Raw genomic sequence first — 20,820 nt, 5'->3', positions numbered from 1 at the left:
TTGGCTGTGTAGTCAATCAGGGAGAAAAGTAGAAAAATCCGTCGTTTTTTGTATAAAATAACCAGGAGATTTGGGCGGTGTTCCATACACAACGATTCTTTGGGGTGTTTGACGGGGCTATGGCGTCAGCACGGCGGCCACCAACGGGTCGGACCGGCGGCACCAGGGACCGTGACCCGGCAAGAGTACCATGGAAGGGGCCAGACGGCGCAAATAGGGTACGACCTGTTCCAGATAAACGGTCTTGTCACCGCCGGGAAGCCGGACCAATGTCTCAGTGCCGGGAATCAGGTTGTCGCCGGTGAACACATGGGTTCCGGCGGCTTCGATGGCGGCGCTGCCGGGGGAATGGCCCGGCAGTTCTACGAGACGCAGGGGGATATCGTGCCATTGGAGCTCCAGCACACCGGAGTAGGTTTCCTCGGCGGTACAGGTATAGTGGGTGTCAAACAGTGCCGCTGCCTGCCGGACCGCCTCCGGCCCCTGGGAAAAGAACATGGCGGGGAAGACGGCGGCGTGGCTGCGGCGGGGGCTGGCCATGCGTTGGGCGCAGACCTCGGTACAAATCACCGTGCAGGAAAAGCTGCCCCGCAGTTGGTTGACGCCGGAAATGTGGTCATAGTGCTCATGAGTCAGCAGGATGGTGCAGTGGGTCACGCCGCTGTCCCGCAGCAGGGCCACGGCTTCCTGACTGAGACAGGGGTCTACAATGAGGGCGTCGCCACCGCAAAGGACTACATACATATTGGAATGAATCAGGGGCAGTTCAAATCGGTGAACGGTATGGCACCCAATGGGTGGAATGGGCTGCAAAGTTGAACGCCTCCTCAATCTGCAATGTGGTCCCGGAGGACCTGGGGCAGAGCGTCGATGAGACCATCGGGCAGGAGACTGTATTCTCCCAGGCGGCGGGCGGCGTGGTCCCCGGCAGCGCCGTGGAGCCAGACGGCCCGGGCGGCCAGTTGGGCGGCGTCGGCACCGTCTGCGTACAGCGGTTTCTGCCCCAAAAACGCGGCCAGAATCCCGGCCAGTGTGTCACCGCTGCCGCCGGTAGCCATGCCGGCGTTGCCGCTGGTGTTGATCCAGGTACGGCCATCGGGGGCGGCGGTGACGGTGCGGTGGCCTTTGAGAATAACAATGGCCCCCGTGTTCCGGGCCAGGGAACGGGCGGCGTCCAGCCGGTCACCAATGGGCAAGGCGCAGCCTGTCAGCCGGGCAAATTCGCCATCATGGGGTGTCAGCACCGTGGGGGCTGTGCGGCTGCGAATCCAATCCAAATGGCCCGCCGCGGCGTTGAGACCGTCGGCATCCAGAATCACGGGGCAGTCCAGGGATTGGAGCAGCATCCGCACCAAGTCGTCATGGTCCCGACCGAGACCGGGGCCAATCAGGGCCGCGCTGCACCCCTTGACCCGGTCCAGAAGCGCATCCGCTGAATCGGGTAGAGGTAAGGCCATGGCGGCACTGCAACGTCCGGCCACGATGGGATAGACGTTCCGCGGCACGGCCACAAAGACCAGGCCCGCGCCGCTGCGCAGCGCCGCCGAAGCGGCCAGCACCGGCGCGCCGGTGTATCCTTCGCTGCCGCCGACAATCAGCAGGCGGCCATAATCGCCCTTGTGGCTGTTGGGCTTTCGGCGGGGCAGGGTAAAGCTGCCGCCCACCACTGCCAGCGGAACCGGCTGGTGGCACAGCAGATCAAAGGGCAAACCGATGTCCGCCACCCACAGATCGCCGGTGTGTTCCGCGCCGTCGCCCAGGTAATGGCCCGGCTTGGGGCAGGAAAAGGTGACGGTGATGGCGGCGTGGACGGCGCAGCCCAGGACCGCGCCGGTGTCGGCGTGAATCCCGGAGGGAATGTCGCAGGACACCACCGGGCCGCCCGCGTGGGTCTGGAGCAGCCGCACCGCCAACGCGGCATCACCGGTGATGGGCCGGGATAATCCCACGCCAAACAGAGCGTCCACCTTGCAGTCGCAGATGGACAACAGCAGCATCTGTTCCTGGTTGGTGGGGCAGAAGTCCTCCAATGTCCCGCCGCAGTCCCGGAGCCGCTGCTCCATGGCCCGGGCGTCGGCGGTCATACGGCGGCGGTCGCCCACGAGAACGGCCCGAACCGAAAAGCCCCGTTGCAGCAGCAGACGGGCCGCTGCAATGCCGTCGCCGCCGTTGTTGCCGGGGCCGCAAAATACAGCGACCCGGCGGCCCTTCTGGGCCGGGTCGTTGATCATGTCCTGGAGACGGTCCAGTTCCGCCTGGTCCGCATCGGTGATGGATTCGCCCTGATGGGGTACGGCCATTAGTACGGTGCTGCAAGTGGCTGTTGGGCCCATGGGGTCCGGCGTCAGCAGCTGTTCCACCGCATCGGCCACCGCCGTGGCTGCCTGCTCCATCAGATCCAGAGATGGGACGCCCCGTTCCTCAATGGCAATGCGATCCAGTTCTTTCATCTGGGCAGCCGTGGCCGCGATCCCGCTGTATGACATGGCAACGTCCTCCTTGTTGTATGGGTTGGTTATACAGTATCGCACATAGTATAGCACAAAATTGACCAGACCCGCCAACCCGATTGGCCGATTTTTTCAAAAGGGAACCCGGCCGCGCAGCAGGCGCGGCCGGGTGGCTTGCGGATTCCCAATACTTATGCCTCTGGGACGGTGGAAGGATTGAGAGTGCAGGTGCTGTCCCGGACCACAATGCGGGTGGACAAGGCCAGTTTGATAAACCCGCGGCTGCGGATGGATTGGGTCGTTTCTCCGGCCAAAATGCGCCGGTACAGGAGACTGACGGCTTCGCTGCCCAACTGCTCCTTGTGGGTGTGGACCGTGGTAATGGCCGGGTCCACCATTTCACAAATGGGAATGTCGTCAAATCCCATGACCGCCACCGCTTCCGGCACGGCGCAACCCCGGGACCGCAAGGCCCGGATGGCGGCGGCAGCGACTTCGTCATTTTCCGCGATGATGGCCTCCGGCAGCGATGGGCACTGTTCCAGCCAGCTGCAAATGTCCTGGTAGGTCCGGTCCGGGGAAATGTCCACCGGTATGACCATCAGGGGGGCGGCGTCACCGCCCAAATGTTCGGCAATGGCCAGTCGGATGCCGTTTTCCCGGTCCTCAAAGTTGGCTACCCGCTGGTTGGCACGCACATAGGCAAAGGTCCGACGGCCCTGGTCAATGAGATAGGAAACGGCGGCTTTGGTGCCGTACAGGTTGTCGTTGCCTACGCAGTCGGCGTAGGCCGACAAGATAAAATTATCGATGACCACCACCGGGAAAGGCAGGGAACCGGTGACGATCATCCCGCACAGCTCCGAATGCTGGGTACCGGTCATATCGGTACCCAGGACCAGCAGGCCGTCGATATCCTGAAGGATGTCGCTCATCTGCTCGGTAAAGCTGCGGTTGGCGTAATAGTAACGGATCAGAACGCGGCAGCCTAATTCCTTGGCTGCCTGTTCTACGCTCTGGAGTACAAAGGTATAGTAGGCGGAAGCCTGTACAATCCCCACTTGGGAATCGATATAAATCAGAAAACAAAGTTGGCGGCTGTCTGTAGTCGCTGCCTTTGGGCCAACATAGCCTATTTCAGCGGCTGTAGCTAAAACGCGTTGCCGGGTGGCGTCGCTGACACCAGGTTTACCATTCAGTGCTACAGAGACAGAAGCGGCTGAAATACCGAGTATTTTTGCAATTTCCTTGGCGGTAGCGCCAGACATGAATATCACCTCTTTTGACAGATACATTGTATGGTATGAACGATGGGATTGCAAGCATCTCACAGGAACACGTAAATATTTGGTTAATTTCATTATGGATTAGCTGAATATTTGGCTAATCTATTTCTGGATTCTTTTGTGACTGTATGATACAATAACGCCAAAGTAGGCAGTGTGCTCCAGTGCACAACGGAACCACTGCATGGGTGATTTTCCGGTACGGAAGTGCCGGTAGCATAAAATGATTGAAGAGGTGACCCTATGTACTATATCGGCGTTGATCTCGGCACATCCTCCGTAAAGATTCTTCTGGTGGATGAAGCCGGTACCGTCTGCAAGTCCGTTTCCCAGACCTATCCCCTGGAGTTCCCCCAGCCCGGCTGGTCCCAGCAGAACCCTGAGGACTGGTGGAATGCTGTTCGCACCCTGATTCCCCAGCTATTGGAGGGCGTCGACCCTGCCCAGGTCAAGGGTCTGGCCGCCGGCGGCCAGATGCACGGTCTGGTGGCCCTGGACCGGAATGACAACGTCATCCGTCCCGCCATCCTCTGGAATGATGGCCGCACCGGCAAGGAAACTGAGGAGATGAACAGCCACTACGGCAAGGAGAAGCTGCTGGACCTGTGCGGCAACATCGCCTTTGCCGGATTCACGGCCCCCAAACTCCTGTGGATGCGCAAGCACGAACCGGAGAACTTTGCCAAGATCGCTAAAATCATGCTGCCCAAGGACTATGTGGTTTATAAGCTGACCGGCGTCCACAGCTGCGACATGTCCGATGCCGCCGGTATGCTGCTGATGGACGTGAAGCACCGCTGCTGGTCCCAGGAGCTGCTGCGCTACTGCGGGATTTCCGAAAGCCAGATGCCCAAGCTCTATGAGAGCTATGAGAAGGTGGGCTGCGTCCTGCCCGACGTTGCAAAGGAACTGGGTCTCACCGCCGACACAGTGGTGGCTGCCGGCGCCGGTGACAACGCCGCCGCCGCCGTGGGTACGGGCACCGTGGGCGACTGCGCCTGCAACGTATCCCTAGGCACTTCCGGCACGGTCTTTATCTCCTCCAAGGAGTTCCGCCTGCCCCCCGAGGGCAACCTCCATGCCTTTGCCCACGCCGACGGTACCTATCACCTTATGGGCTGCATCCTGTCGGCGGCTTCCGCCTACGGCTGGTGGATGAAGGACATTCTCAAAGCTGTGTCCGATACCGATGAGCAATCGCCCATCACCGAGGAGGACCTGGGCAACAACCCGGTGTTCTTCCTGCCCTATCTCATGGGCGAGCGCTCCCCCCACAATGACCCCGACGCCCGCGGTGCGTTCCTGGGCATGACCATGGACACCAGCCGCCATCAGATGACCCAAGCCATTCTGGAGGGCGTGGCCTTCGCCATCCGCGACAGCGTGGAAATCGCCCGGGGCCTGGGACTGCATCTGACCCGGTCCGGTCTCTGCGGCGGCGGCGCCAAGAGCCCCCTGTGGAGAACCATTATTGCCAATGTGCTCCAGATGGAGATGCACGTGCCCACCTCCGAAGAGGGCGCTGGTTACGGCGGCGCCATCCTGGCCATGGTGGCGGCTGGTGCCTACCCCACGGTGGAGGCTGCCTGCGACAAGCTCCGCAGCGAGTGCCGCGTCTATAAGCCCGACCCGGCCATTGCCGCCCGCTATGAGGAGCGCTATCAGGTTTACCGCAAGCTCTATCCGGCGCTGAAGGCGCTCTACCCCGCCATGGCAAAAGCAAAAGCGTGATCAATATACATTTAGATTATATAGCAAGGAGACGATTCCCATGATTACAAACATTCCTGAGCTGAAGCTGGGCATTATTGCGGTTTCCCGCAATTGCTTCCCCGCCGCCCTGTCGGAGCGCCGCCGCGCCGCCATCAAGGCCGCCTACGGTGAGGGCCTGTACGAGTGTCCCATCACCGTGGAGTCTGAGGTCCAGGCCCGCGATGCTGTCAACGACGTGGTGGCCCACGGCGTCAACGCCCTGGTGGTCTTCCTGGGCAACTTCGGTCCCGAGACCCCCGAGACCATAATTGCTGACTTCTTCGACGGTCCCATGATGTATGTGGGTGCTGCCGAGGGTGACGGCGACTTGTTCGATGGCCGCGGTGACGCCTACTGCGGCATGCTCAACGCCAGCTATAACCTGGGCCTGCGCCACAAGCGCGTCTATATCCCCGAGGTTCCCGTGGGCACCGCCGAGGAGCTGGTGGAGCGCATTCACGACTTCGCTCCCATCGCCACCGCCATTCTCGGTCTGAAGGATTTGAAGATCATCGCCTTTGGCCCCCGTCCCGATGACTTCCTGGCATGTAACGCTCCCATCAAGGCCCTGTACGACCTGGGTGTGGCCGTGGAGGAGAACAGCGAGCTGGATCTGCTGGTGGCCTACAACCACCACAAGGACGATCCCCGCATCCCCGCCCTTATGGAGGAGATGAAGGCCGAGATCGGTGAGAACCAGTATGCCGGCGTTCTGCCCCGCCTGGCCCAGTATGAGCTGACGCTGCTGGATTGGATGGAGGAACACAAGGGTACCCGCAAGTATGTGGCCTTTGCCAACAAGTGCTGGCCTGCGTTCCAGACGGAGTTCGGCTTTGTGCCCTGCTATGTCAACAGCCGTCTCACCGGGCGCGGCATCCCCGTCAGCTGTGAGGTGGATATCTATGGTACCCTGTCTGAGTACATCGGCATTTGCGTCTCCGGCAAGCCCGTGACCCTGCTGGATATCAACAACACCGTTCCCGCCAAGGCCTATAACGAGGGCATCAAGGGTAAGTACGATCTGCGCCTGACCGAGACCTTCATGGGCTTCCACTGCGGCAATACCTGCAAGAGCCTGCTGAAGGAGCCCACCATGGGATATCAGCGCATCATGAAGCGCAGCCTGGAGCCCGATCTGGCGGAGCCCGATATCACCCGCGGCACCATGGAAGGCGACCTGAAGGCCGGCGATATCACCTTCTACCGTCTCCAGAGTGCTGCCGATACCACCCTGCATGCCTATATTGCCCAGGGCGCTGTGCTGGACGTTCCCACCAACAGCTTCGGCTCCATCGGCGTCTTTGGCATCCCGGAGATGGACCGTTTCTACCGCCATGTGCTCATCGAGAAGCGTTATCCCCACCATGGCGCTGTGGCCTTCGGCAACTACGGCAAGGCCCTCTTCGAGGTCTTCAAGTACATGGGCGTGGCCGATATCGCCTACAACCAGCCCAAAAGCCTGCCCTATCCCACCGAGAATCCCTTCGCATAAAAGAACCGGAACCCCATGCACTACGGGCCCTCTGCAAGGACATTGCAGCGGGCCCACTTTTATGGTATGCTGAGCAAAAAAGGGGGCGCTCTTCATGAGAAACACACACATAATATGGTTTCTTGTGGCGGCCATCGAGGCCGTGATGGCGGTGCTGGATCTGGTATCCCGGCAGAATTGGATCGTGGTGGGCTATCGGTTTTTGGCGGCGCTTCTCTTTGCCGGCCTGGGCCTGCTCCAGCCCTATTGCCTGAAACGAGGCCCCGGGGGCAAAAAGCTGTTCTACGGAATCGCTGCGGCGTCTGTAGTGCTTCTGCTTCTGGTGCTGGCACTCTTCCTCTGCTGACGGCGGCCCTTTACCATGCGGCGAATTTATGCTATACTAAACCAATCTGAATTTGTACCAAAGGAGACTTCGGCCATGGAATTTGTTCGACGATTGCCTCTGCACGGCCTGTACAACGCCCGGGACTTGGGAGGCTACGCCGTTCCCGGCGGCCGCACCCGCTTCGGCGTCTTTGTCCGGTCCGAGGCCCCCTGTGCTCTGCCGCCGGTCACTGTGGCGGAACTGACCCGCTACGGCATCCATACGGCCATTGATCTCCGATCTCCGGCGGAAGCGTCCTTGCGTCCCAGCGACCTGCGTATGGCCATGCTGTGTTGCAGTTGCCCCCAGGGCGGTGATGCAGAGAGCTTTTCTACCGAGCGGCCCGTGGACTGGCAGGAAATCTACATCACCCGCTGTGAGGACAATCGACCCTGGGTCCGCCGCTTTTTGGAATTGGCTGCCGGAGCCAGGGGCGGTATGCTGTTTCACTGCACCACCGGTAAGGACCGGACGGGTCTTTGCGCCTGCTTTCTCCTGTCCCTGGCGGGGGTGGAGCAGGCGGATATTGTGGCGGATTACGCCGTCAGCGAGCTCTATCTACAGCCGGTGTTTCACGCCATGCGGAGCGGCCGTCTGCGGCTCCAGGGCGACGGGACCCGGTACCATGAGACCATGTTCCACACGCCGCCGTCGGCCATGGAGGGGCTGCTGGACTATTTACAGCGGACCTATGGCTCCGTGCGGCAGTACCTTTCCACCACAGGTGTGGCGGAGGAAACGCTGGAAACCATCATAAAAAAATTCGTGGAACCATAAGACGACACCCTTCGCAGGCTCCCATGGACTATACTCATAGAGAAGGGCAGGTGAGGGGATGCGGCGTCGCGGCTGTCTCCACAGTCTGATTATCTGGGCGGCGGTGATTCTCATCGCCGCCGGTTTCTGGCAATATCAAAACAATATCATTGCGGCGGAGCCGTTCTCCGTTGCATCTGACCGGCTGCCCGCGGCCTTTGATGGACTGCGCCTTGTGGTGGTGTCGGACCTCCACGGCAAGACCTTCGGCTCCGGCAACGAAACGCTGCTGGCGGCGGTGGAAGCGGCGGAACCGGACCTCATCGCCATCACCGGCGACCTAGCCGACGAGACTTGTTCGGCGGAACGGGTGACGACCATGGTGGACACGGCTGCATCGCTGAATACCATTGCCCCGGCCTACTACATATCCGGAAATCATGAATGGGCCATGGACAGCACCTGGGACTTCTACCAGCGGTTGGAAGCGGGCGGTGTCCGGGTGCTCCACAACGAATACGAGGTGTTGGAGCGGGACGGCCAGCAGATCGTTCTGGCGGGCGTCGATGACCCCAATGGTCCCTGGGACCAAAAGACGCCGGAGACGCTGTTGGAGGAAATCCGGGCGGCCCACGGCGATGTTTACACGGTGCTGCTGGCCCATCGCAACGAGGACCTGCACCGCTGGGCGGCTCTGGGCGTAGATGTGGTCCTCTGCGGCCATGCCCATGGCGGCGTCATCCGCCTGCCCTTTGTGGGGGGACTCCTGGGGACGGATCGGCAGCTATTTCCCGAGTTTACGGCAGGTTTGTACACCGAAAGCCGAACAGCCATGGTGGTGAGCCGGGGACTGGGCAACAGCGGCGTCCCCTTCCGGCTGTTCAACCGGCCCCATCTTCCGGTGGTTTCCCTGGAAACCGTTTCACAACCGTAAACAATCCGTAAACAATGGACAAAACCGGTTGTTTTTGTGCCCAAAACCGCTATAATGATAGTGGTGATGTAAGAATGTTTCAAAAATTGGGACAAAAATTCCGCTACTTTATGTATGGCCGTTACGGCTCCGACAAGTTGGGGCAGTTTCTGCTGATTGTGGGCGTGGTTCTGTGCCTGCTCAGCAGCTTTTCCAAGCTGTACTTCCTCGGACTGTTGGCCTATGTCCCCCTGATTTATGCGATTTTTCGCATGTATTCCCGTAACATTGCCAAGAGACAGCGGGAAAACCAGAAATTTTTACAGGTGATTCACCGGTTTCGGGACCGGGAACACAGCTACTTCGCCTGCCCCCGCTGCCGTCAGAAGGTGCGGGTCCCCAAGGGCAAGGGACAAATCATTATCCGCTGCCCATCCTGTGGGGAGCGATTCAGCAAAAAGACATGACAAAACCAGTGATGCCGCAGGCCATTCCTGCGGCATCACTCCTATGTGTACCTCTTGACAACCTTGGAAGAATGTGGCACACTTTTATTAGGAAAAGAGAACGGAGGTGGAGCCATGTGGTGTCCCCAGTGCAAGCGTGTCTTTGACGACGGCGCGACTCGCTGCGATGAGTGCGGCGTCCGGCTGGTGGACCAGCTGGTGACCGTCTGCCTGACGCCGTCCATGGTTCAGGGGATGGAGCCGGAGGCGGTGGAAGCGCCGGAACCGGAAGAGCTGCCCTATCCGGTACGCCGCCGCCGGGCCGGACGCCGCCGCGTACCGGTTCAGGCGCCGACGGAATCCCCGTCACAACCCTTCGACGATGCGGAACTCCTGGCGGCCATGGAGGAGTTTGAGACGGTTTACGGCATCACCGCCGAGGAGGAGGACCCGGCGGAGCCGGTATCCCCCAGCGGCTATCAAATGCTGTTTGTATTTTTGGCCATCTTTGCAGCCCTTGCCGTGGCGGCCTGGCTGCTTTCATAGAGCCCCATGACCGGCAGTACCCGCCGGGCCAGCGCTGCCGCTGCCACGATTTTGACGGCATCCCAGGGCAGGAACAAGATCATACCGCCCATAATGGTCTGGCCAATGGTCCAGGTCTTTTCCATGTACACCGTCAGAATCAGATGCATATAGGGCAGACCCACGGCGTACAGCACCAGCAGCCCCACCGTTGAGGCGGCGCAGAGGGCCTTGAAGGAGGTTCCCCACCGCTTCACCAAAAGACCGATGACCGCCGCCGCCGGAATCAGCCCCAGGAGGAAGCCGAAGGTGGTGGTGAAGATGGAGCCGAAGCCGCCGCCGGTGGTGAAGATGGGCAGCCCCAACAGGCCCAACGCCACATACATTCCCTGGGACAGGGCGCCGAATTTCGGTCCCAGCAGCAGCGCCGACAGAGCGGTGAAGAAAAACAGGGGACTGAACGACGAGATGGGTGTGGGAATCTTGATGAGACAGCCCACCGCCGTCAGGGCCGTGAACATAGCGGCTAAAATCCAGTTACGCAGTTTCATGTTGACCTCCAATTGTAAACCGATTATACTACAAGCGGGTTGACAATATACGTTATACCAGAAAACACACATGGTGTCAAGGGAGGTATTCCATGACCAAGGAATCCGTTTTGGCCCTGCTGCGGCAGCAGGGCGATTATTTGTCCGGCCAGGAAATGAGCCGACAGCTGGGGCTGAGTCGCGCCGCTGTCTGGAAGGCGGTCCAGGCCCTGCGGGACGATGGCTATGAAATTGCGTCGGTGACCAACCGGGGCTATAAATTGGTGGAACACGGCGCACCCCTGTGCCGGGATGAGGTGCTGCGAGCCTTGGGGGACCATCCCTGGGCCGATCAGGTCACGGTTCTGGATGCCGTGGACTCCACCAACACCCTGGCCAAAAAACTGGCCGCCGAAGGGGCTCCCCACGGTACCGTGGTGGTGGCCAATCAACAGACGGGGGGCCGGGGCCGCATGGGCCGCCGGTTTGAATCCCCGTCGGGCGTCGGCGTCTATTTAACTGTGATTCTCCGGCCTGCCGTGCAGCCCCATCAGCTGATGCACTTGACGGCTGTGTCGGCGGAGGCCACGGTGGAAGCCATCGAAGCGGCCACCGGCCGGCGGCCCGGTATCAAATGGACCAATGATGTGGTCATTGACGGGCGAAAATGCGTGGGCATTCTCACGGAGTTGTCCATTCAGGCGGAAAGTGGCCTGGTGGACTATGTGGTGGTTGGTATCGGCACCAACTGCAACCACGGCGACGGGGATTTTCCGCCGGAGGTGCGGCCCATGGCCGTGTCCCTCAAGGAGGCCACAGGACGGACCATCAACCGCAACGCCTACGCCGCCGAGCTGATCCGCCAGCTGTACCGGACGGATCGGGAACTGCTGACGGAGAAAGCGGCCTGGATGGCGCGATACGCCGCCGACTGCGTCACCATTGGCAAGGACATTCAGGTCATTCGGGGCACAGAGGTCCGTCCGGCCCACGCCGACGGCATCGACGAGGATGCCGGGCTGCTGGTGACCTGGCCCGACGGTACCAAGGAAACCATCACCTCGGGGGAAGTTTCCGTCCGGGGTATGTACGGATACGTGTAAGGAGGAATTTTGTATGAATGAAACCATTAAGACCATCCTCAGCCGCCGCAGCTGCCGCAACTTTATGGGCCGTCAGTTGGAAGACGAAATCCTCAACCCCATTCTGGAGGCCGGTACCTGGGCTGCCAGCGGCATGGGCAAGCAGTCGGCACGGATGGTGGTGATTCAGGACGCGAAGCTGCGGGAGACGTTCCGCCGCATGAACGCGGCGATTCAGGGCCGGGATGGTGACCCCTTCTACGGTGCGCCCACGATTGTGCTGGTTCTGGCCGATTCCACGGTACATACTTGGGTGGAAGACGGCAGTCTCGTTATCGGCAATCTGATGCTGGCCGCCGAGTCTCTGGGCGTGGGCTCCTGCTGGATTCATCGGGCCAGAGAAATGTTTGACAGCGACGAGGGTAAGGCGCTGCTGAAAGAATGGGGCATTCCTGAGACGTACCGCGGCGTGGGCCACTGTGCGTTGGGATATGCCGCCGCACCGGCTCCGGCCTACAAGCCCCGTCGGGAGGACGCCATTCTTCGTCTGTAAAAATACTTGCTATCCGGCAGAAAAAGGGGTATACTGATACCATCACCACCGACAACGTAAGGAGGCGGACTTGTGAAACTTGCAAGATTTGTTCTGAAGATCGTGGGTGCCAGCCTGGCTATGGCCGGCGGCGTGTGCCTGCTCATCGGCTATTGGGATAAGATCACTGATCCCCACCGTTTCACCCTGTGCAGAAGACGTCCTTCGGAGTACGATGACTACGCCGATGTGGATGAATATTGAGTGATCGAAAAAATCGCCGTCCCCTCGCGGGGCGGCGGTTTTTTTATGCCCTTGTGACGCCGGGGCGCGTAAAACGGCACAGAGAACCCCTTGACAGAAAAGTGTACTATGGATATAATACACTTAGAAAGTGTACTACACGTATAATACAGTGAAAGGAGGCAGCCATGATAGACTTTACAACGCTGCGGCTGGAGGACGGCGTCCCCATTTATTTGCAGATCATCCGCCATGTCAAAGCCGGAATCGCCGCCGGGACGGTGGCCGACGGCGAGGAGCTGCCCTCCCGCCGGGCCTTGTCGGCGCTGCTGGGCGTGAATCCCAATACCATCCAGAAGGCCTTCCGGCTTTTGGAGGAGGAGGGGTGGCTTCAGTCCCATACGGGGGCCAAAAGTCTCGTCTCCGCCACGGCGGAACAGGTGGAGGCGCTGCGGAAAAATCTGCCGGACTACCAGGCTCGGGCCTTTGTCCGGTCCATGAAAGCTCTGGGCGCCACCTGTGCGGAGACCGTCGCCCTGGTAGAAACGCTTTGGAAGGAGGAAGAACCGGAATGAAACGTCAGCTTTCCCTCTTGATGTTGGGCAGCCGCAGTCAGCTGTACCGGGCCATCCTGATTTTGGCGGCCATGGCGGCGGCTCAGCTGGGCCTGGCCCTGTGGGGCATCCAGCACCTCGATGTTAACGCAGGCGTTGCTGTGGAAAAGGTACTGGATTGGTGGCCTGTTCGCTGGACGGCGGCGGTGGCCATGGCGGGGTTGTTTGTGTGCCTGGGGGCCGTGGGCCGCCGGGGCGGACGGGTGGATTACACCTGGTACCGTCTGCCGATATCCAACGTTGCCAGGGACGTCTGGCCCATGGTGTTCGGCGTCCTGGTGTTTCTCATCGTCTGGGCTGTCCAGTTGGCGGTAGCTGTAAGCGTGGTGTCCCTCTACGGGCAGCTCCAACCGGAGCGATACCACCAGCAGACGCTGTTCCTGGCCGCCTACCGCAGCAGCTATTTCCACGGCCTGCTGCCGCTGGAAGACGGATGGCGATGGGCGGTAACGATCTTCCGTTATTTGGGACTGGGTCTGTACGGCGGTATCACCATGATTCGCAGCGTTCGGGGCAAACGAACCATTCATCCCTTTGTATCCCTCATTGCCATGACCATAATCACCAGTGCTTTGGGCAGTTATGAGTGGGATACCATTGTGTTGGGTGTGCTGTGGTTTATGCTCTGTATTGCTATCGTACAACTGCCCGGACGGGCGGAACCGGAGGAAGAGGAGGAAACGCTATGAAACGACGCCATGTGTGGATGGCCCGCTATCTGCCGCCGGGGGTGGACCCGTCTAAATCTGAGATGGGACTGTTGACCGGCCTGATCTCCGCCCTGCTGTTCCATCTGCAATTCATCCTGCGGTATCTATCGGCCCGCAACGGTCTATATACCTATTACCATGGCAATCTCAAGCAGCTCAACGGCACCATCATGCCGGCGTTTTCTGAGATTTTGGGGACCAGTCTGTATGGCTGCTTTGTGGCGGCCCTGGCTATGGTGGTGGTGGCCGTGCAGCTGTATTCCAGCTACTACCAGGGCAGCAAAAGTATCTATACCATGCGCCGTCTGCCGGACCGCTGGGAGCGGTGGCGGCGGGTGCTGACCATACCGGCCCTGGCGGCGCTGGGCTATCTGCTGCTGGCCTTTGTGCTGCGGTGTCTGGATTTCGTGATTTATATGCTGTGTACGCCGGAACAGTGTCTGCATCCCTATTCCTGGCTGGAACTGCTGAATCTGCTGTAAGGAGGGCGTTTCCTATGCTGCAACTGAAAGAAGTCAAAAAGGTCTATGGACGGAGCAAACAGGCGCTGACCGGCGTGGACCTGACCATTGGCCCCGGCGAAATCGTGGGCCTGTTTGGAGAAAACGGCGCCGGTAAGACAACACTGATGAAATGCATCCTGGGCTTTCTGTCCTATCAGGGAGACATCACCCTGGACGGGGAACCCATTACCACGCGAAATATTGAGCGGCTCAGCTTCGCCACCTGTGAACACTCCTTTTTCCCCAATTTGACGGCCCAGGGCCATGGGGAATTTTACCGGGAGCACTTTCCTAAATTCCGGGAAAAACGGTTTGGAGCGCTGTTGGAGTTTTTCGAGCTGCCGCAAAACAAACCCATCCGCAGCTTCTCCACGGGCCAGAAGAACCAGTTTGAGGTCATTCTGGCGTTGAGCCAGGGCGCCGACTATATCTTGATGGACGAACCCTTTGCCGGGAACGACGTGTTCAACCGGGAGGATTTTTATAAGGTGCTCCTGGGCATCCTGGAGCCGACGGAGACGGTGCTCTTATCGACGCATCTGCTGGAAGAGGTCAGCGGCTTTATCAGCCGGGCAGTACTATTGAGAAATGGCCGCGTTGTGGCCGATGCCACCACACTGGAACTGGACGAACAGGGCAAAAATGTTCTGGACTTTGTCAAGGAGACGTACCACTACCGGGCCGACCGGGTCAGCAAGGCCCTGTCGGAGCTGACGGGAGAGGAGGAGTGACCATGCGCAGAAGTCTCATGCTGCTGCTGACTCTGGCGGTGGTCAGTGTGGGCATCCTCGCGGCGGCAGTGCCCTATGTCAATCAGAACGCGGAGACCGTCACCTATACGGAGCAGTGGCGTTACGGCAACCCGGCGGCAGGGGAGGGGCTGCAAATCGAATCCCTGCTGACCAGCAACGGCAAACTCCACTGGCGGAATACCATCACCCTGGGGAAAACGGTGGAAACAGACTCAGACTTCTATTTCACGGCGCAATATGAAGAAAACCGGGAACTCAGCCGCGACACCATCAGTCTGTACTGCCAGAGCAATATGAGCATGAGCAGCAGCGGTCCCATCGACTTTCTGGAGCAGCCGGAGACGGCCTGGCTGGCCGACGTGCTGACAGCGGCGGCAGAGCAGACGCCCGCCGGCGCGGAGGAGTATGCCGTTACAGTGCCCTTGGCTCCGCATCTGGACTATTACGAGATTGCCGATGATTCCTCCCTTCCCATCAGACATACTATGGATGGTCCGCAATTCTGGCCAACCGCCACGGAATTTTTCCATGTGCCGGTTCGGGAGGGGGATGTGGCGGAAATCACCATCAGTAAGGATGATCAGGGGAATGTCTATAGCCTGAACTATCTGCTGCCCAATGTGGACAATATCTACAGCAATGGGATTCAAGGCCCGGACGGCTGCTGGTATCTGTTGTTTACGGCCCGGGACAGCGACGGAAATCCCATTCCGGGAGCGGCTCCCCAGGGCATTTATCGCATCCCGGTGCAGAAGCTGGATTATAAAGATGACATTCTGGATCAGGTGGTGGAGAATGAGGTGAAGCTGGTCTATGCCACGGAGGACGGCAGCGCCCTCTATGGTATGGAAGACGATACCCGGCTGCTGCTGACAACCGATACGGAAGATGGCAGCACCGCGATTCTCTTTGACTGGGCCACCATGGAGCAGATTCAGACCTTTCCCATTAGCGGCCATTATATGGGCAACGAGGGCGGATGGTATCAGTCTCAGATGGAAAACGACCATGTGGTTACCGTGTCCACCCTGCGCCAAGAGGAATCGGATAGCGCTTCCCAGTGGATCACCGTCTGGGCGGTGGGGGAAGACGGCCTGTATCATCAGGTCATCGACTGCGACACCACCGCCGGTGCGGAGAGCTACAAACAGTGGATCTCCACCTGGAAGCTGACAGAGGATGGTCGCTATTACAAGGTCAGCGACGACAACGCCGCGGAGTGGAGCGCGTCCTACAGCAACAGCTTCTTCGATGGAGAGCGGTTCCTGCGGGTCGGCTATGTGGACCAGTATTGGGACAACAGAATTCATGTGCAGATCTGTGACAGCCAGGGGCTCCAGTACGCGGCCCTGCTGACGTGCAACCTGACAGAGCCGGGGGACAGCGGCTTTCTTATCCAGACGGAGAACGACCGCCCAACACCGGGCTCGGTCAGTGAATGACAATCAATACAGATAAAACCCACCGGGTTTTCCGATTGTTACGGAAAACCCGGTGGGTTTTTACTCGGTCAGTTCCCGGTACATGGCGGCGGCGTCATCCTTACGGACGGCCTCGGCCACGGCCAGAACTTCAATTTTTACGGTCTTGGCGCCGAAACGGATTTCCAGCACATCGCCCACCTTCACATCATAGGAGGCTTTGGCCGGGCGGCCGTTGACGGTAATGCGCTCATTGTCACAGGCCTCGTTGGCCACGGTGCGCCGCTTGATGAGCCGCGACACCTTCAAATATTTGTCCAGCCGCATCTTACTTATTAACCTGATCTTTCAGGGCTTTGCCGGGCTTGAAGGCGGGTACGGTGGAGGCGGGGATTTCAAAGGCTTCCTTGGTCTGGGGGTTGCGGCCCGTGCGAGCCTCCCGGCGGCGGGTCTCAAAGGTACCGAAGCCCACCAGCTGCACCTTGTCGCCGGCAACCATGGTCTCGGTGATGGCGTCCAGGGTGGCGTTGACGGCCTTTTCGGCGTCCTTCTTGGCAATACCGGCCTTCTCGGCCACAGCAGCGATCAATTCAGTCTTATTCATAGCGTGTTTGACCTCTTTCTTTGGTGTTGAAGTGGTGTAATCAGAGTTTGCAGTCGTTCCACAGGGACAGAAGCTGCTCCTTGGACAGCGTATCCAGCGGGGTACTGCCGGCCCGCTGCTCCATAGCGGCAAACCGGCGGGTGTATTTTTCACAGGCCTTGTGGAGTACCGCCTCCGGGTCCAATCCCAGGGTGTAGCAGACGCCCACGGCCGCAAAGAGGGTGTCGCCCAGCTCTTCGGCCACGTTGGACCCGTCCACCATGGCCTGCCCCAGCTCGACGGTCTCCTCAGCCAGCTTGTCGATGGCCTGGAACCCGTTGTCCCAGGCAAAGCCCGCCTTGGAAGCCTTTTTCATCAGCTTTTCGGCCCGCCAGTTGGCAGGGAGATTCTTGGGCACCGCTTCCAGGGTGTCGGTGAAGGTCTTCTGGTCCTTCTCCACCCGCTTGATGGCGTCCCAGTTGTTGAGCACCTCGCCGGTGCTGCCTACCACCGTGGAGCCGAAGACGTGGGGATGGCGCAGGATCAGCTTCTTGCAGATGCCGTCATAGACGTCCTCCAGAGTGAACCGCCCGGCATCCTGCTCCATGTCGCCATGGAATACCACCTGGGTCAGCACGTCGCCCAGTTCCTCGCACATGTGTACCGGGTCATCCTGGTCGATGGCTTCCAGCACCTCATACGTCTCCTCCAGAAAATTCCGGGCAATGGATTGATGGGTCTGTTCCTGGTCCCAGGGACAGCCGCCGGGGGAGCGGAGGAGGTGGACAATCTTCACGAGATCGTCATAGCCGTAGCGGTCTTTCTTTTGAAACTCTACCATAGTTTTTCCCCTTTTGCAACATTTCTTCCGTAAAATCAGTTGATTTTTAACAATTTGGCAATTTTTTCACCCTTAGGCAGGAGCATGCAGTCCTCCTTGGTGATGATCCGCAGGGCCACCACCAGCACCAGATACACACAGCCCGCAATGGCGATGGCGCCCAGGCAGGCGATGCTGTTGGAGGAGATAAACCGGCTCAGAAGCCCGTAGGCCGCCCAGGCGGCGGCGCCCATAATCAGGGACGCGATCAGAGGCTTGAGAAGCGTGCGGATAATCCGGGGGCTGTGCTCTTTCTGCATCCGCTTCATGGCCAGCAGGTTCAGAGAGATAATGGTGAAGTAGCAGCAGAACGTACCGATGGGGGCGCCGATGATGTTGAACTGGGGCATACCCACCAGCACAAAATTGACGACCACTTTGACAATGCCGCCGATGAGCATATCGATCAGGGGTGTGGTCACATTGCCGTGAGCCTGCATCATGGCGTTGGTCAGCAATACCAGACAGTTGAGGATGACGGCGGCGCCGAAGACCCGCAGAATAGGATTGCCGGTGGCCAGTTCCGTGGGACCATATTTGGCCAGCATGGTGAGAATGGGGCCGGACAACACCGCCAGACCCACGCCGCAGGGCAGACCCAGCAGGGCCGTGATGCGGACAGCGGATTCCTCCACCATCAGGGTGGATTTGTAATCTTTCACCGTGAGGTAGCCCGTAATGGAGGGGATGATGGACACGGTGATGGGGACGATGAAAGCGGCGGGCAGATTGAACATGGTCTGACAGAAGTTGTAAATTCCTTTGACCTCGTCAGCGTGGGCCTGGGTGAAGCCCACGGCCCCCAGCAGACGGCCCATGACGATTTTGGCGTCCATCAGATTGATCAGCTGGAGACCCGCCGCGCCCAGGGTGATGGGAATGGCGATAGACAGCAGCTGCTTTATCGTCACGCCCAGAGGCTTGACGGGGCCGCCCTGGGTGTCCAGGAACGCGGCGGCCTTACGGTACTTGATGCCCAGATAGACCATGGAGACAATGGTACCCACGGTGACGCCCAGAATGGCGCCGCCGGCGGCCAGAACAACGTCCTGGGTGGTGTCCATGACGAACCAGGCAGCGCCCAGGCCGATGAACAGCTTGCACAGCGCCTCATAGACCTGGGAGATGGAGGTGGGGGTCATGTTGCTCTGGCCCTGGAAGAAGCCGCGGTAGGACGAAATGACGCAGACGAAGAGCACAGCCGGGGCCAATGCGGCGATGGCCGCCCAGGAGTTGGGCGACTCCATAAACTCGGCCAGCTGGCGGCACAGCAGCAGCATACCGCCGCTGCCCACAATGCCGATGGTCAGGAAGACGTACAGCGACGCCCGGTAAATGCGCTTGATCTGGGCATGATGGCCCAATGCCTGGCTTTCGGAGATCATCCGGGACATGGCCACGGGCAGGCCCGCCGTGGAGATGGTCAGCAGCACCGAATAGATGTCGTAGGCCGTGGTGAAATAGCCGTAACCGGCATTGTCGATGATGCCCACCAGGGGAATTTTATAGCAGGCGCCGATGATCTTGACGATGAAGGTGGCCAGAGCCAGAATGGCCGCGCCGTGGAGGAAGCTCTGCTTCTTCATGGGTTGTGGATTCAAAATGCAATCAGTCCTTTACCAAATTCAAGAGGCGGAAGATTCGTCGCCGCCTGTGGGCTGGAACACCCGAGGCATGGCATACTCGGCCAACTCCTTGACCACGGCGCTGAGGTCGATGGTGGGGAACTTGCCGCCGGCATAGAGAACCTTGCCCCGGACCATGGTCAGGCACACATCGCCGCCGCGGGCCGAATAGGCCAGGCTGGAGATGACGTTGTGGCAGGGCATCAGGTGGGGCCGGGTGAAGTCCACCAGAATCAGGTCGGCGTCCATGCCCTCCTTGATCATGCCGCATTCGGTATCGCGGCCCTGAGCCCGTGCGCCGCAGACCGTGGCCATCATCAGGGCGGCGGTGGCGGACACGGCGGTGGGGTCGCGGTGCTTCTCCTTAGCCAGGAGGGCCGCGGCCTTGATCTCCTCAAAGAGGTCCAAGTTGTTGTTGGAGGCGGTGCCGTCGGTACCCAAACACACATTCATGCCGTCCTTGACCATGGCCATGACATCGGCCACGCCGCTGGCCAGCTTCAGGTTGGAGATGGGGTTGTGGGCGGCGGAGACGCCGCGCTTAGCCAGGAGCTTCCGATCCTCCTCCGTCAGCCACACGCAGTGGGCGGCGGTGGTGGGCACGTCAAAGACATGGTGGCAGTCCAGCAGCTGGGCCGGGGTCAGACCGTACTTTTCCACACAGCTGTTGTGCTCGCTCTCAGTCTCCGACAGGTGGATGTGCATGCGCACGCCCTCATTGATGCAGTATTCGGCCATGGCGTCCCACAGCTCATGGCTGGAGGTGTACTCGCCGTGGATGGAGGCCTCGATGCGGATGCGGCCGTTGTCGTAGTTGTGCCACTTCTCCCGGGCGGCCACCAGCTCCTGACAGGCCGGATACTTGTCGAACTCGAAGCCCTCGGGGTCAAAGAGGGTGGTGCCGCGGGACAGATTGGCCTTGATGCCGCTCTCGGCCACAGCCTCGGCAATGGCGTCAATGTGGTCATACATGTCCGTCACGGAGGTGACGCCGAACTGGAGACACTCAGCAATGCCCAGCAGCGTGGCAGCCTTGACGCACCGGTCATCCAAATGGGCTTCCTTGGGGAAAATATATTCCGTCAGCCACGTTTGCAGATCGTAGTCATCGGCGTAGCCCCGCAGAAGGGTCATGGGCAGGTGGGTGTGGCAGTTGATGAGGCCGGGCATCAGCACCATGCCGGTGCCGTCGATGATTTTCTGCGGTTTCACATCCTCGGGGGGCGGGTTTTTACCCACATAGGAGATTTTACTGTCGGTGACACCGACAAAACCGCCGGTGTAGAGGTGCATGGACTCATCCATGGTCACCACAGTGGCATTGGAAAACAGTGTATCCATAGTCGTTCCTTTCGTAT

The 20,820-nt window shown here is 59.7% G+C and carries 24 protein-coding genes; 15 read left to right on the top strand and 9 right to left on the bottom strand.

Annotated features, from left to right (window positions below; all coding sequences use genetic code 11):
* Positions 1-117: 117 nt before the first annotated feature.
* The 3 genes from ACTQ33_RS10445 to ACTQ33_RS10435 all read right to left on the bottom strand — a co-directional run bounded on the left by ACTQ33_RS10445 (position 118) and on the right by ACTQ33_RS10435 (position 3,718).
* On the bottom strand, positions 118-813 hold the full coding sequence (locus tag ACTQ33_RS10445) for an MBL fold metallo-hydrolase (RefSeq protein WP_441464544.1): 696 nt from the start codon (positions 811-813) through the stop codon (positions 118-120).
* Between the two features lie 14 nt (positions 814-827).
* Entirely contained in the window at positions 828-2,486 is a 1,659-nt protein-coding gene (locus tag ACTQ33_RS10440; protein WP_441464543.1) for an NAD(P)H-hydrate dehydratase, read from the bottom strand.
* A 155-nt stretch (positions 2,487-2,641) separates the two neighbouring features.
* The gene (locus ACTQ33_RS10435) at positions 2,642-3,718 is read right to left on the bottom strand and encodes a LacI family DNA-binding transcriptional regulator (protein ID WP_441464542.1); all 1,077 of its coding nucleotides are present in this window, start codon (positions 3,716-3,718) and stop codon (positions 2,642-2,644) included.
* A 261-nt stretch (positions 3,719-3,979) separates the two neighbouring features.
* Between ACTQ33_RS10435 and xylB the strand changes: the two genes are divergently transcribed.
* The 7 genes from xylB (at position 3,980) to ACTQ33_RS10400 (ending at position 10,008) form a co-directional block, all read left to right on the top strand.
* Entirely contained in the window at positions 3,980-5,467 is a 1,488-nt protein-coding gene (xylB, locus tag ACTQ33_RS10430; protein WP_441464541.1) for a xylulokinase, read from the top strand.
* Positions 5,468-5,507: 40 nt separating this feature from the next.
* Positions 5,508-6,980, top strand: a complete 1,473-nt coding sequence (locus tag ACTQ33_RS10425) for an L-fucose/L-arabinose isomerase family protein (protein ID WP_441464540.1) — start codon at positions 5,508-5,510, stop codon at positions 6,978-6,980.
* A 94-nt stretch (positions 6,981-7,074) separates the two neighbouring features.
* Entirely contained in the window at positions 7,075-7,326 is a 252-nt protein-coding gene (locus ACTQ33_RS10420; protein WP_441464538.1) for a hypothetical protein, read from the top strand.
* Between the two features lie 75 nt (positions 7,327-7,401).
* Positions 7,402-8,124 (top strand): tyrosine-protein phosphatase, encoded by a 723-nt coding sequence (locus ACTQ33_RS10415; RefSeq protein ID WP_441464536.1) that lies wholly within the window; start codon positions 7,402-7,404, stop codon positions 8,122-8,124.
* A 58-nt stretch (positions 8,125-8,182) separates the two neighbouring features.
* Positions 8,183-9,037: a metallophosphoesterase gene (locus ACTQ33_RS10410; protein ID WP_441464534.1), complete on the top strand. Its 855-nt coding sequence runs from the start codon at positions 8,183-8,185 to the stop codon at positions 9,035-9,037.
* 74 nt (positions 9,038-9,111) lie between these two features.
* Entirely contained in the window at positions 9,112-9,483 is a 372-nt protein-coding gene (locus ACTQ33_RS10405; protein WP_441464532.1) for a hypothetical protein, read from the top strand.
* Positions 9,484-9,597: 114 nt separating this feature from the next.
* Positions 9,598-10,008, top strand: coding sequence for a hypothetical protein (locus ACTQ33_RS10400; RefSeq protein WP_441464530.1), 411 nt, complete (start codon positions 9,598-9,600; stop codon positions 10,006-10,008).
* Here ACTQ33_RS10400 and ACTQ33_RS10395 read toward each other — a convergent pair.
* The gene (locus ACTQ33_RS10395) at positions 9,942-10,538 is read right to left on the bottom strand and encodes a biotin transporter BioY (RefSeq protein ID WP_441464528.1); all 597 of its coding nucleotides are present in this window, start codon (positions 10,536-10,538) and stop codon (positions 9,942-9,944) included. The two genes, ACTQ33_RS10400 and ACTQ33_RS10395, sit on opposite strands and share 67 nt — an antisense overlap.
* 92 nt (positions 10,539-10,630) lie before the next feature.
* Here ACTQ33_RS10395 and ACTQ33_RS10390 point away from each other — a divergent pair, with 92 nt between their 5' ends.
* The 8 genes from ACTQ33_RS10390 (at position 10,631) to ACTQ33_RS10355 (ending at position 16,395) form a co-directional block, all read left to right on the top strand.
* Positions 10,631-11,620 (top strand): biotin--[acetyl-CoA-carboxylase] ligase, encoded by a 990-nt coding sequence (locus ACTQ33_RS10390; protein ID WP_441464526.1) that lies wholly within the window; start codon positions 10,631-10,633, stop codon positions 11,618-11,620.
* 13 nt (positions 11,621-11,633) lie between these two features.
* Positions 11,634-12,152 (top strand): nitroreductase family protein, encoded by a 519-nt coding sequence (locus ACTQ33_RS10385; RefSeq protein WP_441464524.1) that lies wholly within the window; start codon positions 11,634-11,636, stop codon positions 12,150-12,152.
* Positions 12,153-12,224: 72 nt separating this feature from the next.
* Positions 12,225-12,395 (top strand): hypothetical protein, encoded by a 171-nt coding sequence (locus ACTQ33_RS10380; protein WP_441464522.1) that lies wholly within the window; start codon positions 12,225-12,227, stop codon positions 12,393-12,395.
* Positions 12,396-12,562: 167 nt separating this feature from the next.
* On the top strand, positions 12,563-12,949 hold the full coding sequence (locus ACTQ33_RS10375; protein ID WP_441464520.1) for a GntR family transcriptional regulator: 387 nt from the start codon (positions 12,563-12,565) through the stop codon (positions 12,947-12,949).
* Positions 12,946-13,677 (top strand): hypothetical protein, encoded by a 732-nt coding sequence (locus ACTQ33_RS10370; protein WP_441464518.1) that lies wholly within the window; start codon positions 12,946-12,948, stop codon positions 13,675-13,677. The genes ACTQ33_RS10375 and ACTQ33_RS10370 overlap by 4 nt, the downstream gene beginning before the upstream one ends.
* Positions 13,674-14,180, top strand: coding sequence for a hypothetical protein (locus ACTQ33_RS10365; RefSeq protein ID WP_441464516.1), 507 nt, complete (start codon positions 13,674-13,676; stop codon positions 14,178-14,180). Before ACTQ33_RS10370 ends, ACTQ33_RS10365 begins: the two co-directional genes overlap by 4 nt.
* 14 nt (positions 14,181-14,194) lie before the next feature.
* Positions 14,195-14,932 (top strand): ABC transporter ATP-binding protein, encoded by a 738-nt coding sequence (locus ACTQ33_RS10360; RefSeq protein WP_441464514.1) that lies wholly within the window; start codon positions 14,195-14,197, stop codon positions 14,930-14,932.
* Between the two features lie 2 nt (positions 14,933-14,934).
* Positions 14,935-16,395 carry a hypothetical protein gene (locus ACTQ33_RS10355; RefSeq protein WP_441464512.1) on the top strand — a complete coding sequence of 487 codons (1,461 nt, stop codon included), beginning with the start codon at positions 14,935-14,937 and terminating at the stop codon, positions 16,393-16,395.
* Positions 16,396-16,455: 60 nt separating this feature from the next.
* On the opposite strand, the gene ACTQ33_RS10350 is transcribed toward ACTQ33_RS10355, so the two are convergent.
* The 5 genes from ACTQ33_RS10350 to ACTQ33_RS10330 are packed head-to-tail and all read right to left on the bottom strand — an operon-like array spanning position 16,456 to position 20,803.
* The gene (locus ACTQ33_RS10350; RefSeq protein ID WP_441464510.1) at positions 16,456-16,701 is read right to left on the bottom strand and encodes an RNA-binding S4 domain-containing protein; all 246 of its coding nucleotides are present in this window, start codon (positions 16,699-16,701) and stop codon (positions 16,456-16,458) included.
* A gap of 1 nt (position 16,702) precedes the next feature.
* Complete coding sequence (locus ACTQ33_RS10345) at positions 16,703-16,978, bottom strand: HU family DNA-binding protein (protein ID WP_441464508.1); 276 nt, start codon at positions 16,976-16,978, stop codon at positions 16,703-16,705.
* Between the two features lie 40 nt (positions 16,979-17,018).
* Positions 17,019-17,798: a nucleoside triphosphate pyrophosphohydrolase gene (gene mazG / locus ACTQ33_RS10340; protein ID WP_441464506.1), complete on the bottom strand. Its 780-nt coding sequence runs from the start codon at positions 17,796-17,798 to the stop codon at positions 17,019-17,021.
* 35 nt (positions 17,799-17,833) lie between these two features.
* Positions 17,834-19,438 carry a putative polysaccharide biosynthesis protein gene (locus ACTQ33_RS10335; RefSeq protein ID WP_441464504.1) on the bottom strand — a complete coding sequence of 535 codons (1,605 nt, stop codon included), beginning with the start codon at positions 19,436-19,438 and terminating at the stop codon, positions 17,834-17,836.
* Between the two features lie 24 nt (positions 19,439-19,462).
* Positions 19,463-20,803 carry an amidohydrolase family protein gene (locus tag ACTQ33_RS10330; RefSeq protein ID WP_441464502.1) on the bottom strand — a complete coding sequence of 447 codons (1,341 nt, stop codon included), beginning with the start codon at positions 20,801-20,803 and terminating at the stop codon, positions 19,463-19,465.
* Between the last annotated feature and the right edge of the window lie 17 nt (positions 20,804-20,820).

Source organism: Candidatus Avoscillospira sp. LCP25S3_F1 (genome assembly GCF_052117125.1).
In the GTDB taxonomy this organism is placed as follows: domain Bacteria; phylum Bacillota; class Clostridia; order Oscillospirales; family Oscillospiraceae; genus Avoscillospira_A.
The sequence above is the reverse complement of the archived record's forward strand: the minus strand, read 5'-3'. Positions and strand labels throughout refer to the sequence as shown.

Bases quoted from the DNA above. Each gene is read 5' to 3' on its own strand.
- ACTQ33_RS10440 (WP_441464543.1), bottom strand. From the start codon at position 2,486: ATGTCATACAGCGGGATCGCGGCCACGGCTGCCCAGATGAAAGAACTG.
- ACTQ33_RS10435 (WP_441464542.1), bottom strand. From the start codon at position 3,718: ATGTCTGGCGCTACCGCCAAGGAAATTGCAAAAATACTCGGTATTTCA.
- xylB (WP_441464541.1), top strand. From the start codon at position 3,980: ATGTACTATATCGGCGTTGATCTCGGCACATCCTCCGTAAAGATTCTT.
- ACTQ33_RS10425 (WP_441464540.1), top strand. From the start codon at position 5,508: ATGATTACAAACATTCCTGAGCTGAAGCTGGGCATTATTGCGGTTTCC.
- ACTQ33_RS10420 (WP_441464538.1), top strand. From the start codon at position 7,075: ATGAGAAACACACACATAATATGGTTTCTTGTGGCGGCCATCGAGGCC.
- ACTQ33_RS10415 (WP_441464536.1), top strand. From the start codon at position 7,402: ATGGAATTTGTTCGACGATTGCCTCTGCACGGCCTGTACAACGCCCGG.
- ACTQ33_RS10410 (WP_441464534.1), top strand. From the start codon at position 8,183: ATGCGGCGTCGCGGCTGTCTCCACAGTCTGATTATCTGGGCGGCGGTG.
- ACTQ33_RS10405 (WP_441464532.1), top strand. From the start codon at position 9,112: ATGTTTCAAAAATTGGGACAAAAATTCCGCTACTTTATGTATGGCCGT.
- ACTQ33_RS10400 (WP_441464530.1), top strand. From the start codon at position 9,598: ATGTGGTGTCCCCAGTGCAAGCGTGTCTTTGACGACGGCGCGACTCGC.
- ACTQ33_RS10395 (WP_441464528.1), bottom strand. From the start codon at position 10,538: ATGAAACTGCGTAACTGGATTTTAGCCGCTATGTTCACGGCCCTGACG.
- ACTQ33_RS10390 (WP_441464526.1), top strand. From the start codon at position 10,631: ATGACCAAGGAATCCGTTTTGGCCCTGCTGCGGCAGCAGGGCGATTAT.
- ACTQ33_RS10385 (WP_441464524.1), top strand. From the start codon at position 11,634: ATGAATGAAACCATTAAGACCATCCTCAGCCGCCGCAGCTGCCGCAAC.
- ACTQ33_RS10375 (WP_441464520.1), top strand. From the start codon at position 12,563: ATGATAGACTTTACAACGCTGCGGCTGGAGGACGGCGTCCCCATTTAT.
- ACTQ33_RS10370 (WP_441464518.1), top strand. From the start codon at position 12,946: ATGAAACGTCAGCTTTCCCTCTTGATGTTGGGCAGCCGCAGTCAGCTG.
- ACTQ33_RS10365 (WP_441464516.1), top strand. From the start codon at position 13,674: ATGAAACGACGCCATGTGTGGATGGCCCGCTATCTGCCGCCGGGGGTG.
- ACTQ33_RS10360 (WP_441464514.1), top strand. From the start codon at position 14,195: ATGCTGCAACTGAAAGAAGTCAAAAAGGTCTATGGACGGAGCAAACAG.
- ACTQ33_RS10355 (WP_441464512.1), top strand. From the start codon at position 14,935: ATGCGCAGAAGTCTCATGCTGCTGCTGACTCTGGCGGTGGTCAGTGTG.
- ACTQ33_RS10350 (WP_441464510.1), bottom strand. From the start codon at position 16,701: ATGCGGCTGGACAAATATTTGAAGGTGTCGCGGCTCATCAAGCGGCGC.
- ACTQ33_RS10345 (WP_441464508.1), bottom strand. From the start codon at position 16,978: ATGAATAAGACTGAATTGATCGCTGCTGTGGCCGAGAAGGCCGGTATT.
- mazG (WP_441464506.1), bottom strand. From the start codon at position 17,798: ATGGTAGAGTTTCAAAAGAAAGACCGCTACGGCTATGACGATCTCGTG.
- ACTQ33_RS10330 (WP_441464502.1), bottom strand. From the start codon at position 20,803: ATGGATACACTGTTTTCCAATGCCACTGTGGTGACCATGGATGAGTCC.